Raw genomic sequence first — 14,384 nt, 5'->3', positions numbered from 1 at the left:
CTCCATCAACCTCCCGCACTACGGGGAGAAGCGGAGGGAGCGCCTCCGGGCGGAGAGGACGGGGCCGCCGGAGAAGGCCCCGCGCCGTCGGTGCGAGGCCCCGGGCCCTCGGCCCAGTCAGCCGCTCCGGAGCGGGCCTTGTCGAGGGCCCAGTAGACGGCTTCGGGGGTGGCTGGGGAGGGGAGGTCGACGCTGGTGCCGGCAGGGCCGAAGGCTGCGGCTGCGTGACGTAGTGCTTCACGGACGGAGAAGGCCAGCATGAGCGGTGGTTCGCCGACGGCCTTGGAGCCGTAGATGGCGCCTTCCTCGTGGGCCTTTTCCAGCAGCGTGACGTTGAAGACCTCAGGCATCTCGGAGAAGCTCGGGAGCTTGTACGTGCTCGCCGCCTGCGTGGACAACCGACCGCGCCGATCGCCGGAGCTCTCGTCCCAGCGGAGGTCCTCGAGCGTCAACCACCCGGCGCCCTGCACGAAACCGCCCTCGATCTGGCCGATGTCGATCAACGGGCTGAGGCTGTCGCCGACGTCGTGCACGATGTCGACGCGGCGCAGGGTGTACGCGCCGGTGAACCCGTCGACCTCGACCTCGGCCGCCGCAACGCCGTACGCGAAGTACTTGAAAGGCTCGCCGCGCATCGCGTTGGCGTCCCAGTGCAGGCCTTCGGTCCGGTAGAACCCGGCCGCCCACAACTGCACGCGCTGGTGGTAAGCGAGATTGACCAGCGAGTTCCAGTCCACGCCGTCGCCCGACAACCCGCGGACGACGCCGTCGACGAATCGCACGTCGTGTGGGCTGATCCCGAGCTTTCCGCCGGCGACCTGCGCCAGCCGTTCCCGGATCTGCTCGCACGCGTTCTTGATCGCCGCACCGTTCAGATCAGCACCCGAGGAGGCCGCGGTCGCGGACGTGTTCGGCACCTTGTCGGTCCGCGTGGGCGCGAGCCGTACCCGCTCCAACGGCACCCCGAGCGTGGTCGCCGCCACCTGCAGCATCTTCGTGTGGAGGCCCTGCCCCATCTCGGTGCCGCCGTGGTTGATCAGCACCGAGCCGTCCTTGTAGACGTGTACCAGCGCCCCTGCCTGGTTGAACGCGGTCAGGTTGAACGAGATCCCGAACTTCACCGGCGTCATCGCCAGCCCGCGCTTCACATGCTCGTGCGACGCGTTGAACGCCTCCAGCGAGGCCTGTCGCGCGGTAACGTCCCCAGCCGCGATGACCTGGCTCCAGCACGACTCCAACCGGTCCGCGTGCCGGACGGGTTGCCCGTACGGCGTGGAGTCGCCCGGCTGGTAGAAGTTCCGCCGCCGCAGCTCCAACGCGTCGTACCCGAGCAGCGGGGCGCACCGGCCGAGGATGTCCTCGATCACGAGCATCCCCTGCGGCCCGCCGAACCCGCGGAACGCGGTCTGCGATGTCTTGTTGGTCTGCGCGATCCGCCCGTCCACGCGCACATGCGGAATCTCGTACGCGTTGTCGATGTGGCACATCGCCCGCGCCAGCACCGGCTCCGACAGGTCGAGACTCCATCCGCCGTCGGCCGTCAACGTCGCATCTAGCGCGACCAACGCACCATCATCAGAGAACCCAACCGTCCACGAGCTGTGGAACCCGTGCCGCTTCCCCGACATCGTCATGTCCTGCGTCCGGTTGAGCCGCAACCGCACCGGTCGCCCGGTCAACGTCGCACCGAGCGCGGCGATCGCGGCGAACCCGTGCGGCTGCATCTCCTTGCCGCCGAAGGCCCCGCCCATCCGCAGGCACTGCACCGTCACCGAGTGACTGGCCAGCCCGAGCACATGCGCAACGATTTCCTGCGTTTCCGACGGGTGCTGGGTGCTCGACTGCACGAAGATCTGCCCGTACTCGTCCACCAGCGCCAACGCCGCATGCGTCTCGAGGTAGAAGTGCTCCTGCCCGGCGAACTCGAACTCGCCACGGAACACGTGTTCCGCCCCCGCCAACGCCGCCTCGACGTCGCCACGCTCCAGGTGCCGCCCGATGCCCTGGAAGCTGCCCGCGTCGATCGCCTCGCGCACGCTCACCAACGACGGCAGCGGCTCGTACTCGACCTCCACCGCCAACGACCCGAGCCGCGCAGCCTCCAACGTCTCCCCGAGCACCCAACACACCGCGTGCCCGTTGAACATCACCTCACCCGGGAACAACGGCTCGTCGTGCTTCACGCCGGCGTCGTTCACTCCCGGTACGTCGTCCGCCGTCAACACGCGCACCACACCGGGTACGTCGTACGCCGGCTTCACCCGGAGCGCGGTCACGCGCGCGTGGGCATGCGGCGACTGCACCGGCCAAGCGTGCAGTACGTCGCGGGTCCGCATCACCAGATCGTCTGTATATAAGGCGGCCCCGGTTACATGCAGCGCCGCGCTCTCATGCGGCATCGGTACGCCGACGACGGCCGCAGCAGGCCGTTCCGACAACGAGCTCATGCGCCGACCCCCTGGAAATAGAAACGCAGCAACGATTGGCCGAGCATCGCGGAGCGGTACGACGAACTCGCGCGGTGATCGTCCATCGGCGTACCCTCCGCGGCCATCACCCCCGCCGCGATCCGCACGGTCTCCTCGGTCCACGGGCGACCGGCCAACGCGGCCTCGGTCTCGCGAGCACGCAACGGGGTGGCTGCGACGCCGCCGAGCCCGATCCGGGCCCCCATGACCACGCCATCAAGGATCTCGACGGCGTACCCGATCGCGACGCTCGAGATGTCGTCGAAGCGCCGCTTGGCGATCTTGTGGAACGCGGTCATCGGTGCCAAGGGCAACGGAATCACGATCGTCTTGATCAGTTCGTCAGCCGCCTTCAGCGTCTGGCGATAGCCGGTGAAGTAGTCAGCGAGCGCCACGGTCCGCTCACCGCGGCGAGACGCCAGTACCAACGATGCATCCAGGGCCAGGAGTGCGGGTGGTGTATCTCCGATCGGCGATCCGGTCCCCAGGTTCCCGCCGATCGTCGCGCCGTTGCGGATCAACCGAGACGCGAACTGCGGGAACATCTGCTCGAGCAACGGGATCCGGCCCGCCAGCTTCCGCTCGATCTCGGTCAGCGTCAGCGCCGCACCCAACCGAACCTCGTCGGAACCGACGCTGAACTCGCGGAGCTCTTCCAGGCGGTCGATCGCGATGGTCAGCTGTGGGCGGGAACCGAAGATGTTCACCTGCACACCGAGGTCGGTCGAACCAGCCACGACCTGCGCGTCCGGCCGGTCGGCGAGCAACTCCAGCACTCCGTCGAGCGAGGCGGGCCGGATGAACTCGCCTTCGGTGGAGACCATGCCGGTGGCCGCCGGGGCGGGTGGGGGCGAGTCGCGGCGTACTGCGAAGGCGTCGTTCTCGGCCGGAGTGTCCAGCGCGTACGCCGCGTCCCGGATCGGCCGGTACCCCGTGCACCGGCACAGGTTCCCGCTCAACGCATGCAGATCGAACCCGTTCGGCCCGTGCTCATGATCACCTTCGCCACAAGCACGTCCCGGCCGGTAGTACTCCGCCGCCATGCTGCAGACGAAGCCCGGTGTGCAGTACCCGCACTGCGAGCCGCCGCGGACCGCCATCTCCTTCTGGACCGGGTGCAGCTCAGCCGGAGAGCCCAGACCCTCCGACGTGACCAGCTCCTGCCCGTCCAGCGAGGCGACCGGCAGCAGGCACGCGTTCACTGCGGTCCACTCGGTCTGCGAGTCGATGCCGGGGCGGGCGACCATCACCGAGCAGGCACCACACTCGCCCTCCGCGCAGCCCTCCTTGGCGCCGGTCAGGCCGCGGTCCCGCAGCCAGTCCAGCACGCTGGTGTGTACAGATACGTCGCCGAGAGCGGTGAGCTCACCGTTCACGGTCACAGCAGGGGCGCGGAGGGCTTGCGTGGTCATCGGTTCGTGCTCCATCGGGTGCGTGCACTGTGGATCGGGTTGGCGTCGGAGACGAAGTCGTCGAACCGGTAGCCGGCGATCTTCGCGATCTCGAGCAGCGCGGCGGCGTGCTCCTGGTTCTCGCAGTTGCCGAGCCGCTCGCGACCTTGCTCGACGATCCGCTCGTACGACTCAGCGTCGCGCACCGAGATCACCAGTGGGAAGCCGAAACGCTCCTCGTACGCCGAGGTGATCGCGGTCAGCTCGTCCCGCTCCGGGTCGCCGAGGAACGTCAGGCCCTTGTCCGACTGGTCTCGCAGCGAGGCTTCCCCGCTGAGACCGTCCGCGACGAACTGCGATCCGAGCCGCGGGTAGGCCTGGATCAGTTCCACCTGCTCGTCGCGGGAACCGGAGAACAACGCCTCCTGGAACGAGCGCCGGAGCGCGTGCGTGTCGGCGTACGGCCGCATCTCCCAGGCCCGCTCGACGGCCCAGCGCGGCCCCTGGAACAGGGATCCGAAGGTCTCGACGAACTCCTCGCGGGTCATCTCGTTCACCTGGTCCAGCCGCACGGTGTCACCGGGCTGACCCGCCACCGCCGGGCCGAAGCTCTTGCCGACGTGGTGGAAAAGGATGTTCAGGAAGATCGCGGTCAGGCTGCCGAGCGTGATGCCGCTGCCGAAGATGATCTCGGCCCAGTCCGGCACGGCCTGCGAGACCTGCGGCTGCGCGGTCACGTACATCGCCAGGCCGACGCTGGTCGCGACGATCACGACGTTGCGGTGGTCGTGGAAGTCGACCTTCGCGAGCGTCTGGAACCCGACCACGGCCACGGTCGCGAACATCGCCAGCGCCGCGCCGCCGAGCACCGGGTGCGGTACGCCGGCCACGATCGCACCGGCCTTCGGCACCAGCCCGATCAGGATCATGATCGCGCCCGCGGTCGCGACCACCCACCGGCTGCGGATCCGGGTCAGCCGGACCAGGCCGACGTTCTCGGCGAAGCAGGTGTACGGGAACGAGTTGAAGACGCCGCCGATCGTGGTCGCCAGGCCGTCGGCCCGCAGCGCCCGGGCGATGTCGTCGCGGCCGATCCGCTTCTCGACGATCTCACCGGTCGCGAAGACGTCACCAGTCGTCTCCACCGCGGTGATCAGCATGACCACGACCATCGAGATGATCGCCGCGATCGAGAACTTCGGCCAGCCGAAGTAGAACGGTGTCGTCACGCCGGCCCAGGCGGCGTCGCCGACCGCGCCGAAGTGCGCGTCGCCGAGCGCCCAGGCCACCAGGGTCCCGACGACCAGGCCGATCAGAACCGCGATGGTCGCCATGAAGCCCTTGAAGACGCGCTGGATCAGGACGATCAGCGCGAGCGTGCCGAGCGCGTAGGCCATGTTCTTACCGCTGGTCGGAGCCGCGGTCGGGCCGGCACCGCCGACCGCGTCCCCGGCCGCGACCGGCAGCAGCGCCAGACCGATGATCGTGATCACGGAGCCGGTCACCACTGGCGGGAAGAACCGGATCAGCTTGCTGAAGTACGGTGCGATGAAGAACGTGGCCAGCCCGGCGACCAGAACGGCGCCGTAGATCACCAGCAGACCGTCCGTCCCGCCGCCGGCCGCGAGGCCGATCGCGATCATCGGCGACACCGCGGTGAACGTCACGCCCTGCAGGAGCGGCAGCCGTACGCCGACCTTCCAGAACCCGACCGATTGGATGATCGACGCGATACCGCAGGTGAAGAGGTCGGCGTTGATCAGGTGGATGAGCTGCTCGGTGGTGAGCCCGATCGCACTGGCGAGCAGGATCGGTACGATCACCGCCCCGGCGTAGAACGCCAGTACGTGCTGAGCGCCGTACACGGCCAGCTTCCCTGGTGGCAGCACCTGGTCGACGGGATGGCGGTTGGTATGGCGGCTCGGTCGCAGGACTGCCTTCATCGGGACACGCTCCTCGGGGGATTTTGACCTGCACCCGAGCATCAACTCACCGAGCTGCGGATTGCACCCCGTGAACCTCCGAAGATGAACGCCGAGAGAACGCTCCGTTTTGTGTGATCACACAACTACAGCGATTTGCAGGCGAGGAACACGTCCACCCGGTCCTCGAGGGTCGACAGATCGCGTCCGGTCAGTTGCTCAACGCGTTCGATCCGGTAGCGAACGGTGTTGACGTGCAGATGCAGGTACTCCGCCGTACGCGTCCATGAGCACGAGCACGCGAGGAACGCCTGCAACGTCATGAGCAGGTCGGCATGGGTACGGCGGTCGTGGTCGAGGACCGCTCCGAGGACGCGGTTGCTGTACGTACGCCGTACGTCGTCGGGGAGCGTGCCGAGGAGGAGGACGTGGGAGGCGACCTCGTCCGAGGTCACGACCGAGACCGGTGCCCGCGCGGCGCGGGCCGCCCGCTGCGCGAACCGGGCCTCTTCGAGTGCGCCGGCGAGCGCGTCGATCGACGTCTCGCCGCTGATCCCGACCGTGAGACGGGCCCGATTGAGACCTGGAGCGAGGCGTCCGAACGCCCGTCGCAGGTGCTCGGGAAGCTCGGGCGTGAACGGCAGGAACCCGACGAGCAGATCGTCTCGGCCGGGGGCGACCACGGCCGGCCCGACCGTGAGGGCGACATCTTCGAGCAGGCTCAGCGCAACCTCGCCGGGGCCGTCGTCCCGCAGTTCGGCGACCGCGACCACCATCGGCCGCTCCGAGTGCGCGCCCGCCTGCCGGAGCCGCGCGGCGACCTCGGCCTGCGGCGCGCCGGACTCGACCAGAGCGAGGGCGTCCGCAACCAACGGGCGCAATGCGCGGCGGCCCTCGTCGCGGCGGGCTCGGTCCAACGCGGCGATCGCGCTCAGCTCGTGCACTGCCTCGACGTGATCGCGGGACCAGGTCGTGTGATCGCCTTCGATGACCAGGACCCACGCGGTCAGCCGGTTGCCGAACCCCGATCCGACCGGAAACAGGCTGTACGGTTTCGGCGCAGCTGCCACGGCCGGCATCCGGTCTGCGGTCAGGAATCGTCGCGTCACGGCATCGACCGTCTCGGCATCGAGCTCGCTCGGCCCCGGTACGACGTGGCGCCCGGTCGAGGTCAGCACGCGGCAGTCGTGCCCGATCTCGGCGGAGATCCGCGCCGCGAGCTCGTCGAGACTGCGCCCGGCCGCGATCGACGACAGCAGTTGCCGCTGGCGCACCAGGCTCGCCGACAACCGCGCACCCGTCTCGGCCGATCCGGCCGCCGCGACGTACTCCGTCACATCCGCGAACGCGACCTCGATCGGCACCTCGACCAACGTCACGTCATGCCGCCGGCACGCCTCCAGGAGATCCGTCGGTACGTCGCCGAGCTGCGCCTTCCCCGCCAGGATCGTGGTCGCGCCGCGCCCGGCCATCGACGCCACGAACACCTCGCTGTCGGCCGCCTGCCGCCGCCAGACCAGCCCGGTCAGCACCACTTCGCCGCCGCTCAGGTACCGCCCCGGCTCCAGTAGATCGGTGGTCACGAGCCGCCCGATCGGTCGGTCCAGCGTCCCGCCGGCTGAGTGCATCAGCCGCAACCCGAGCTCGGGCGCATCCAGCAACTCGGCGAGCAACACGACGTACCTCCCTTTAGAGGAACGTACAACGCGCGCGCCCGCGTAGGACAGCCCCATCTCTTCCGGCGCCTTGACGACCACCGGCTCCGAGCTTATGGTCATTTCACAAAGCAGAAATCAAGTTCCACAATGCGGAAAATGGAGTCGGGATGAGTCACCAGCTGAAGTACACGGTGAACTGTTCTTTGCTCTTCACCGAGTTGCCTCTGCTCGAGCGGCCGGCGGCCGCTCGGCGGGCGGGGTTCAGCGCGGTGGAGTTCTGGTGGCCGTTCGTCGAGGCCGTCCCGCCGGAGCGGCAGGTCGACGCGTTCGTGAACGCGATCACCGACGCCGGCGTGCGGCTCACCGGCCTGAACTTCTTCGCGGGCGACATGCCGGGCGGCGACCGCGGCCTGGTGTCCTGGCCGAAGCGGTCGAGCGAGTTCCGCGACAACGTCGACGTCACCGTAGGCATCGGCGAGCGGCTCGGGGCCCAGGGCTTCAACGCCCTGTACGGCAACCGCCTTGACGGCAGTAGCGAGCAGGAGCAGGACGACGTCGCCGTCGAGAACCTCGCCCTCGCCGCGAAGGCCGCCGCGCGGATCGGCGCCACCGTCCTCGTCGAGCCGGTCAGCGGCGCCGACCGCTACCCGCTCAAGGTCGCGTCCGACGCGCTCGCCGTGATCGATCGCGTCCAGGCGGCGTACGACGTACCGAACGTCGGACTGCTCGCGGACCTGTACCACCTTGCCGTCAACGGCGACGACGTCGACCGGGTGATCGCCGAGCACACCGACCGGGTCGCCCACGTGCAGATCGCCGACAACCCGGGCCGCAACGAACCCGGCACCGGCATGCTCCCGCTCGACCGGCAGCTCACCGCCCTCGAGGCGCAGGGCTACAGCGGCTGGGTCGGGATCGAGTACAAGCCGTCCACCACCTCAGAAGCAAGCTTCGGCTGGCTGCCGTACGAGCGCCGCTGATCACCACAGGAGATCTGACATGACGAACATCGCCTTCATCGGCCTCGGCATCATGGGCAACCCGATGGCCGTCCACCTCGCCAACGCCGGCCACACGGTTGCCGGCCTCGACCGTACGCCGGAGCGCGCGGAGGCACTGATCGCCGCCGGCGGCCGGGCCGGGACCTCGATCGCCGACGCGGTCAAGGGCGCCGACGTGATCTGCGTGATGGTGCCGGACTCGCCGGACGTCCAGGACGTCCTCGAAGGCGAGAACGGGGTCTTCCAGAACGCCGAGACCGGCGCGCTGATCATCGACTTCTCCAGCATCCGGCCCGACGTCACGCAGCAGCTCGCCGAGCAGGCGCGCGCCCTCGGCTTCCGGCTGCTCGACGCCCCGGTCTCCGGTGGCGAGGCGGGCGCCAAGAACGCCGTACTGTCGATCATGGTCGGCGGCTCGGCGGACGACTTCGCCGAGGCCAAGCCGCTGTTCGACGTCGTCGGCAAGACCGTCGTCCATGTCGGCCCGAGCGGTTCGGGCCAGACGGTCAAGGCCGCCAACCAGCTGATCGTCGCCGCGAACATCCAGGCCGTCTCCGAGGCGGTCATCTTCCTGGAGGCGTACGGCGTCGACACCAAGGCGGCCCTTGAAGTCCTGGGCGGCGGCCTGGCCGGTTCCACCGTGCTGAACCAGAAGAAGGAGAACATGCTGTCGCGCTCCTTCGAGCCCGGGTTCCGGATCGACCTGCACCACAAGGACATGGGCATCGTCACCGCGGCCGCGCGCGAGGCGGGTGTCGTCGTACCGCTGGGTGCACTGGTGGCACAGCTGGTCGCGTCGGCCCGTGCGAACGGCGACGGCGGCCTCGACCACTCCGCACTGCTGCGCGGCGTCGAGCGGCTGTCCGGAAAGAAGGTGGACTGATGGCTCGCATGCGCGCGGTTGACGCCGCCGTACTGATCCTGGAGAAGGAAGGGTCGACGCAGGCGTTCGGGCTGCCCGGCGCCGCGATCAACCCGTTCTACAGCGCGATCCGCGCCCACGGCGGGATCAAGCACGTGCTCGCCCGCCACGTCGAGGCCGCGTCGCACATGGCCGAGGGGTACACCCGGGCCAAGGCCGGCAACATCGGCGTCTGCATCGGTACGTCGGGACCGGCCGGCACCGACATGATCACCGGGCTGTACTCCGCCTCCGCGGACTCGATCCCGATCCTGTGCATCACGGGACAGGCACCGGTCGCGAAGCTGCACAAAGAGGACTTCCAGGCTGTCGATATCTCGTCGATCGCCAAGCCGGTGGCCAAGTGGGCGGTCACGGTGATGGAGGCCGCGCAGGTCCCGGGCACCTTCCAGAAGGCGTTCCAGGTGATGCGCGAAGGCCGGCCGGGTCCGGTGCTGATCGACCTGCCGATCGACGTACAGCTCGCGGAGATCGAGTTCGACATCGACACCTACGAGCCGCTTCCGGTCTCGCGTCCCGCGGCCACTCGGGCGCAGGCGGAGAAGGTGCTGTCTCTTTTGGCCGACGCCGAGCGGCCGTTGATCGTCGCGGGTGGCGGGATCATCAACGCCGACGCGGCGGAGCTTCTGGTCGCCTTTGCAGAGATCACGGGCGTTCCCGTCGTACCGACCTTGATGGGCTGGGGCGCGATCGCGGACGACCACCCGTTGAGCGCGGGCATGGTCGGCCTGCAGACCTCGCACCGGTACGGGAACGCGACGATGCTGGCCTCCGACCTGGTCCTCGGGATCGGCAACCGATGGGCGAACCGGCACACCGGCGGGCTGGATGTCTATCGCGGTCAGCGGAAGTTCATCCACGTGGACATCGAGCCGACGCAGATCGGGCGGGTGTTCGCGCCGGACTACGGCGTCGTGTCGGACGCGCGGGCGGCGCTGGAGGTCTTCGTCGAGGTGGCCCGCGAATGGGCCGCCGCCGGCAAGCTGGCCGACCGTACGGCGTGGGCCGCGGAGTGCCGTGAGCGGAAGACCACGCTGCAGCGCAAGACGCACTTCGACGCGGTGCCGATCAAGCCGCAGCGCGTGTACGAGGAGATGAACCGGGCGTTCGGGCCGGAGGTCCGCTACGTCAGCACGATCGGGCTGTCGCAGATCCAGGCGGCGCAGATGCTGCACGTGTACCGTCCGCGGCACTGGATCAACGCCGGCCAGGCCGGGCCGCTCGGCTGGACCGTCCCGGCGACGCTGGGGGTCGCGGTCGCGGATCCGGATAGCACCGTGGTCGCGCTGTCGGGCGACTACGACTTCCAGTTCCTGATCGAGGAGCTCGCGGTCGGGGCGCAGTTCAACATCCCGTACATCCACGTCGTGGTGAACAACTCGTACCTCGGCCTGATCCGCCAGGCGCAGCGGAACTTCGACATGGACTACTGTGTGCAGCTGTCCTTCGAGAACATCAACAGCCCCGAGGTCAACGGGTACGGCGTCGACCACGTGAAGGTCGTGGAAGGCCTGGGCTGCAAGGCGTTGCGGGTCTCCGAGCCGGACGGGATCCTGCCCGCGCTGGAGCAGGCGAAGAAGCTGATGGTCGAGCATCAGGTCCCGATCGTCGTCGAGGTCATCCTCGAGCGGGTCACGAACGTGTCGATGGGTGTCGAGATCGACAACGTCATCGAGTTCGAGGACCTGGCCATCTCGCCGGAGGACGCGCCCACCGCTCTCGCCTTGCTGGACTGATGGTGCGCGTGGTTGTTGCCTCGGACAAGTTCAAGGGCACCTTGACGAGCGCCGAGGTCGCGGACGCGGTCGGCGCCGGGGTACGACGAGTCTGCCCCGACGCGACCGTTGTCTCCGTACCGGTGGCCGACGGCGGCGACGGCACCCTCGCCGCCGCCGTCGCTGCCGGCTACACCCGCGTCCCGATCGTCGCCTCCGGCCCCACCGGCGAGCCCGTCCCCAGCGGGTACGCGAGGTTGGGCGAGACCGCGGTGGTCGAGCTGGCGGACGTCTCCGGCCTGGTCCGCCTCCCCGGCGGCGTCCCGGCTCCGCTCACCGCGACGTCATACGGCACCGGCGAACTGATCGCCGCGGCGGTCGACGCCGGCTTTACCCGGATCATCCTCGGCATCGGCGGCAGCGCCTCCACCGACGGCGGCGCCGGCCTGATCGCCGCCCTGACGCACTCCCCGAAGTCGATCACAACCGCCGGGGACTCGGAACAGGCCATTGCTTGTTCCCAGTCCCTGGCGCTTGTCGCAGCCAAGCTGGACGGGGTCCGGGTGGTGGTGGCGTGTGATGTTGACAATCCGTTGACCGGGCCTCGGGGTGCGGCGGCTGTCTACGGGCCGCAGAAGGGTGCGAGTCCGCAGCAGGTCGCGGAGCTGGATGAGCGGCTCACTCGGTGGGCTGACCTCGTCGCCGAGCAAACCGGCAGCGACCTGCGCGACGTACCCGGTGCGGGCGCGGCCGGCGGGGTCGGGTTCGCGGCGCTAGCACTGCTAGCCGCCGAGCTCCGCCCAGGGATCGACCTGGTCCTGGACCTCGTCCGCTTCCGCGACCAACTGGCCGGCGCCGATCTCGTTGTCACCGGCGAAGGCGCTCTCGACGAGCAGACGCTGCACGGGAAAGCCGTGGCCGGAGTGGCCGCTGCAGCCGGCAGTATCCCGACCGTTGCCGTCTGCGGCGTCAACCGCCTCGAACCACCGCAACTCGAGCAGATCGGGCTGTCGGCGGCGTACGCGCTCACCGACGTGGAGCCCGACGTACGGCGATGTATCGCCGAGCCGCGTCCGTTGCTCGAAGAGCTCGGCGAACGGATCGCGGTGGACCACCTTACGATGGCACGAACGGCGAAAGGGATCACATGAGCGCGTTGGATCTCGTGATTCGGGCCCGCAGAGTGGTGCGGGCCGGGGCGGAGCAGCCGGCCGCGGTCGGTGTACGCGGCGGGCGGATCGTCGCGATCTCGCCGTACGACGTGGAACTCGACGCCGCCACCGAACTACGGCTCGATGACGACGAAGTGCTGCTGCCCGGCCTCGTCGACTCGCACGTGCACGTCAACGATCCCGGCCGTACCGACTGGGAAGGCTTCACCTCCGCGACCCGGGCCGCGGCAGCAGGCGGCGTCACCACGATCGTCGACATGCCGCTGAACAGCATCCCGCCGACCTGCGACGTACCGGCGCTCACGCTCAAACGCAAGACCGCCGAGACCCAGTCGTACGTCGACGTCGGGTTCTGGGGCGGCGCGATCCCGGGCAACCTCCCTGACCTCCGCCCGCTGCACGACGCCGGCGTCTTCGGGTACAAGTGCTTCCTGCTGCACTCCGGCGTCGACGAGTTTCCGCCGCTCGACCCGGTGCAGCTCGCCGACGCGATGCGAGAGATCGCGAGGTTCGACGGCCTGCTGATCGTGCACGCCGAGGACGCCCACCGCATCGACGAGGCGACCGAGCCGAACGGCGCCAGCTACGAGGCCTTCCTCAACTCCCGCCCGCGCGTGGCCGAGAACGAGGCGGTCGCCCAGGTCATCGATCTCGCCCGTGAGACCGGCTGTCGCGTGCACATCCTGCACGTCTCGAGCGCCGACATCCTCCCGCTGCTCACGAAGGCCCGCAACGACGGCGTACGGATCAGCGCGGAAACCTGTCCGCACTACCTGAGTTTCGCCGCAGAGGACATTCCCGACGGCGCCACGCAGTACAAATGCTGCCCGCCGATCCGCGAGGCGTCGAACCGCGAGCTGCTCTGGGAGGGGCTGCGGGACGGCACGATCGACCAGGTCGTGTCCGACCACTCGCCGTCCACGATCGACCTGAAGCACCTCGACACCGGCGACTTCGGTACCGCCTGGGGCGGGATCGCATCGCTCCAGCTCGGCCTGCCCGCCGTCTGGACCGAGGCCCGCCGCCGCGGCTTCGCCCTGTCCGACGTCGTCCGCTGGATGGCCGCCGCCCCGGCCGCGCAGACCGGCCTGACCACGAAGGGCGGGATCGAGATCGGGTACGACGCCGACTTCTGCGTCCTCGCCCCCGACGAGACCTTCACCGTCGACGCGCGGCAGCTCCAGCACAAGAACGCCATCACGCCGTACGACGGACGCACGCTGACCGGCGTCGTCCGGAGCACCTGGCTCCGCGGCGAACCCGTCGACATCACCGCCGACCCGCGCGGCCGCCTGCTGACCCGAGGAGAACGATGAGCTACTACGCGCCGAAGGGCGGACTGCCCGCGCAGACCGACCTCACCACCGACCGCGCGGTCTTCACCGAGGCGTACGCCGTCCTGCCGCGCGGCACCATGCGCGACATCGTCACCAGCCGGCTGCCGTTCTGGGACGACACCCGGTTGTGGGTGATCGCGCGGCCGCTGTCCGGGTTCGCGGAGACGTTCTCGCAGTACATCGTGGAGGTCGCGCCGGGCGGCGGAAGCGACAAGCCGGAGACGGACCCAGCCGCTGAGGCTGTGCTATTCGTTGTCTCCGGCAACCTTGTGCTGACGGTCGCGGGGGAGAAGCACACACTCGCGGAGGGCGGGTACGCGTACCTGCCGCCGGGCGGCGACTGGACGGTGCGGAACACCAGCGACGCGGTCGCGACGTTCCACCTGGTGCGGAAGGCGTACGAGCAGATCGACGGGATCGACGTACCGCCGGCGCTCGTCACCAACGAGGCCGACGTCGAGGGCCGGGAGATGCCCGGCACCGAGGGCCGCTGGAAGACGCAGCGGTTCGTGGACCCGGACGACGTACGGCACGACATGCACGTCAACATCGTGTCGTTCCAGCCGGGCGGGGTGATCCCGTTCCCGGAGACGCACGTGATGGAGCACGGGCTGTACGTGCTCGAAGGCAAGGCCGTCTACCTGCTGAACAAGGACTGGGTCGAGGTGCAGGAAGGCGACTTCATGTGGCTCCGAGCCTTCTGCCCCCAGGCCTGCTACGCCGGCGGCCCCGGCCCGTTCCGCTACCTCCTCTACAAGGATGTCAACCGCCACCCGAAGCTCATGCTCTAGGTGGATC

General features: G+C 69.1%; 10 protein-coding genes. 6 read left to right on the top strand and 4 right to left on the bottom strand.

Annotated elements, in window-relative coordinates; translation table 11 throughout:
* Window positions 1–5: 5 nt before the first annotated feature.
* From xdhB to ACWF0M_RS09165, 4 genes are all read right to left on the bottom strand, one after another.
* A complete protein-coding gene (gene xdhB, locus ACWF0M_RS09180) occupies window positions 6–2,447 on the bottom strand; it encodes a xanthine dehydrogenase molybdopterin binding subunit (RefSeq protein WP_452235092.1) in 2,442 nt (813 codons plus the stop codon).
* Window positions 2,444–3,880, bottom strand: coding sequence for a xanthine dehydrogenase small subunit (locus tag ACWF0M_RS09175; protein WP_452235091.1), 1,437 nt, complete (start codon window positions 3,878–3,880; stop codon window positions 2,444–2,446). The genes xdhB and ACWF0M_RS09175 overlap by 4 nt, the downstream gene beginning before the upstream one ends.
* Entirely contained in the window at window positions 3,877–5,802 is a 1,926-nt protein-coding gene (gene uraD / locus ACWF0M_RS09170; protein WP_452235090.1) for a 2-oxo-4-hydroxy-4-carboxy-5-ureidoimidazoline decarboxylase, read from the bottom strand. Before uraD ends, ACWF0M_RS09175 begins: the two co-directional genes overlap by 4 nt.
* A 125-nt stretch (window positions 5,803–5,927) precedes the next feature.
* On the bottom strand, window positions 5,928–7,559 hold the full coding sequence (locus ACWF0M_RS09165) for a PucR family transcriptional regulator (protein ID WP_452235089.1): 1,632 nt from the start codon (window positions 7,557–7,559) through the stop codon (window positions 5,928–5,930).
* 47 nt (window positions 7,560–7,606) lie between these two features.
* Here ACWF0M_RS09165 and ACWF0M_RS09160 point away from each other — a divergent pair, with 47 nt between their 5' ends.
* The 6 genes from ACWF0M_RS09160 to ACWF0M_RS09135 are packed head-to-tail and all read left to right on the top strand — an operon-like array spanning window position 7,607 to window position 14,377.
* On the top strand, window positions 7,607–8,419 hold the full coding sequence (locus tag ACWF0M_RS09160) for a hydroxypyruvate isomerase family protein (protein WP_452235088.1): 813 nt from the start codon (window positions 7,607–7,609) through the stop codon (window positions 8,417–8,419).
* A 19-nt stretch (window positions 8,420–8,438) separates the two neighbouring features.
* Window positions 8,439–9,323 (top strand): 2-hydroxy-3-oxopropionate reductase, encoded by an 885-nt coding sequence (locus ACWF0M_RS09155; RefSeq protein ID WP_452235087.1) that lies wholly within the window; start codon window positions 8,439–8,441, stop codon window positions 9,321–9,323.
* A complete protein-coding gene (gene gcl / locus ACWF0M_RS09150) occupies window positions 9,323–11,098 on the top strand; it encodes a glyoxylate carboligase (RefSeq protein WP_452235086.1) in 1,776 nt (591 codons plus the stop codon). Before ACWF0M_RS09155 ends, gcl begins: the two co-directional genes overlap by 1 nt.
* Window positions 11,098–12,228 carry a glycerate kinase gene (locus tag ACWF0M_RS09145; RefSeq protein WP_452235085.1) on the top strand — a complete coding sequence of 377 codons (1,131 nt, stop codon included), beginning with the start codon at window positions 11,098–11,100 and terminating at the stop codon, window positions 12,226–12,228. The genes gcl and ACWF0M_RS09145 overlap by 1 nt, the downstream gene beginning before the upstream one ends.
* Complete coding sequence (allB, locus tag ACWF0M_RS09140) at window positions 12,225–13,565, top strand: allantoinase AllB (RefSeq protein ID WP_452235084.1); 1,341 nt, start codon at window positions 12,225–12,227, stop codon at window positions 13,563–13,565. Before ACWF0M_RS09145 ends, allB begins: the two co-directional genes overlap by 4 nt.
* Entirely contained in the window at window positions 13,562–14,377 is an 816-nt protein-coding gene (locus ACWF0M_RS09135) for a bifunctional allantoicase/(S)-ureidoglycine aminohydrolase (RefSeq protein ID WP_452235083.1), read from the top strand. The genes allB and ACWF0M_RS09135 overlap by 4 nt, the downstream gene beginning before the upstream one ends.
* Window positions 14,378–14,384: the final 7 nt, after the last annotated feature.

It is taken from the genome of Kribbella sp. NPDC055110 (assembly GCF_053607525.1).
The sequence above is the reverse complement of the archived record's forward strand: the minus strand, read 5'-3'. Positions and strand labels throughout refer to the sequence as shown.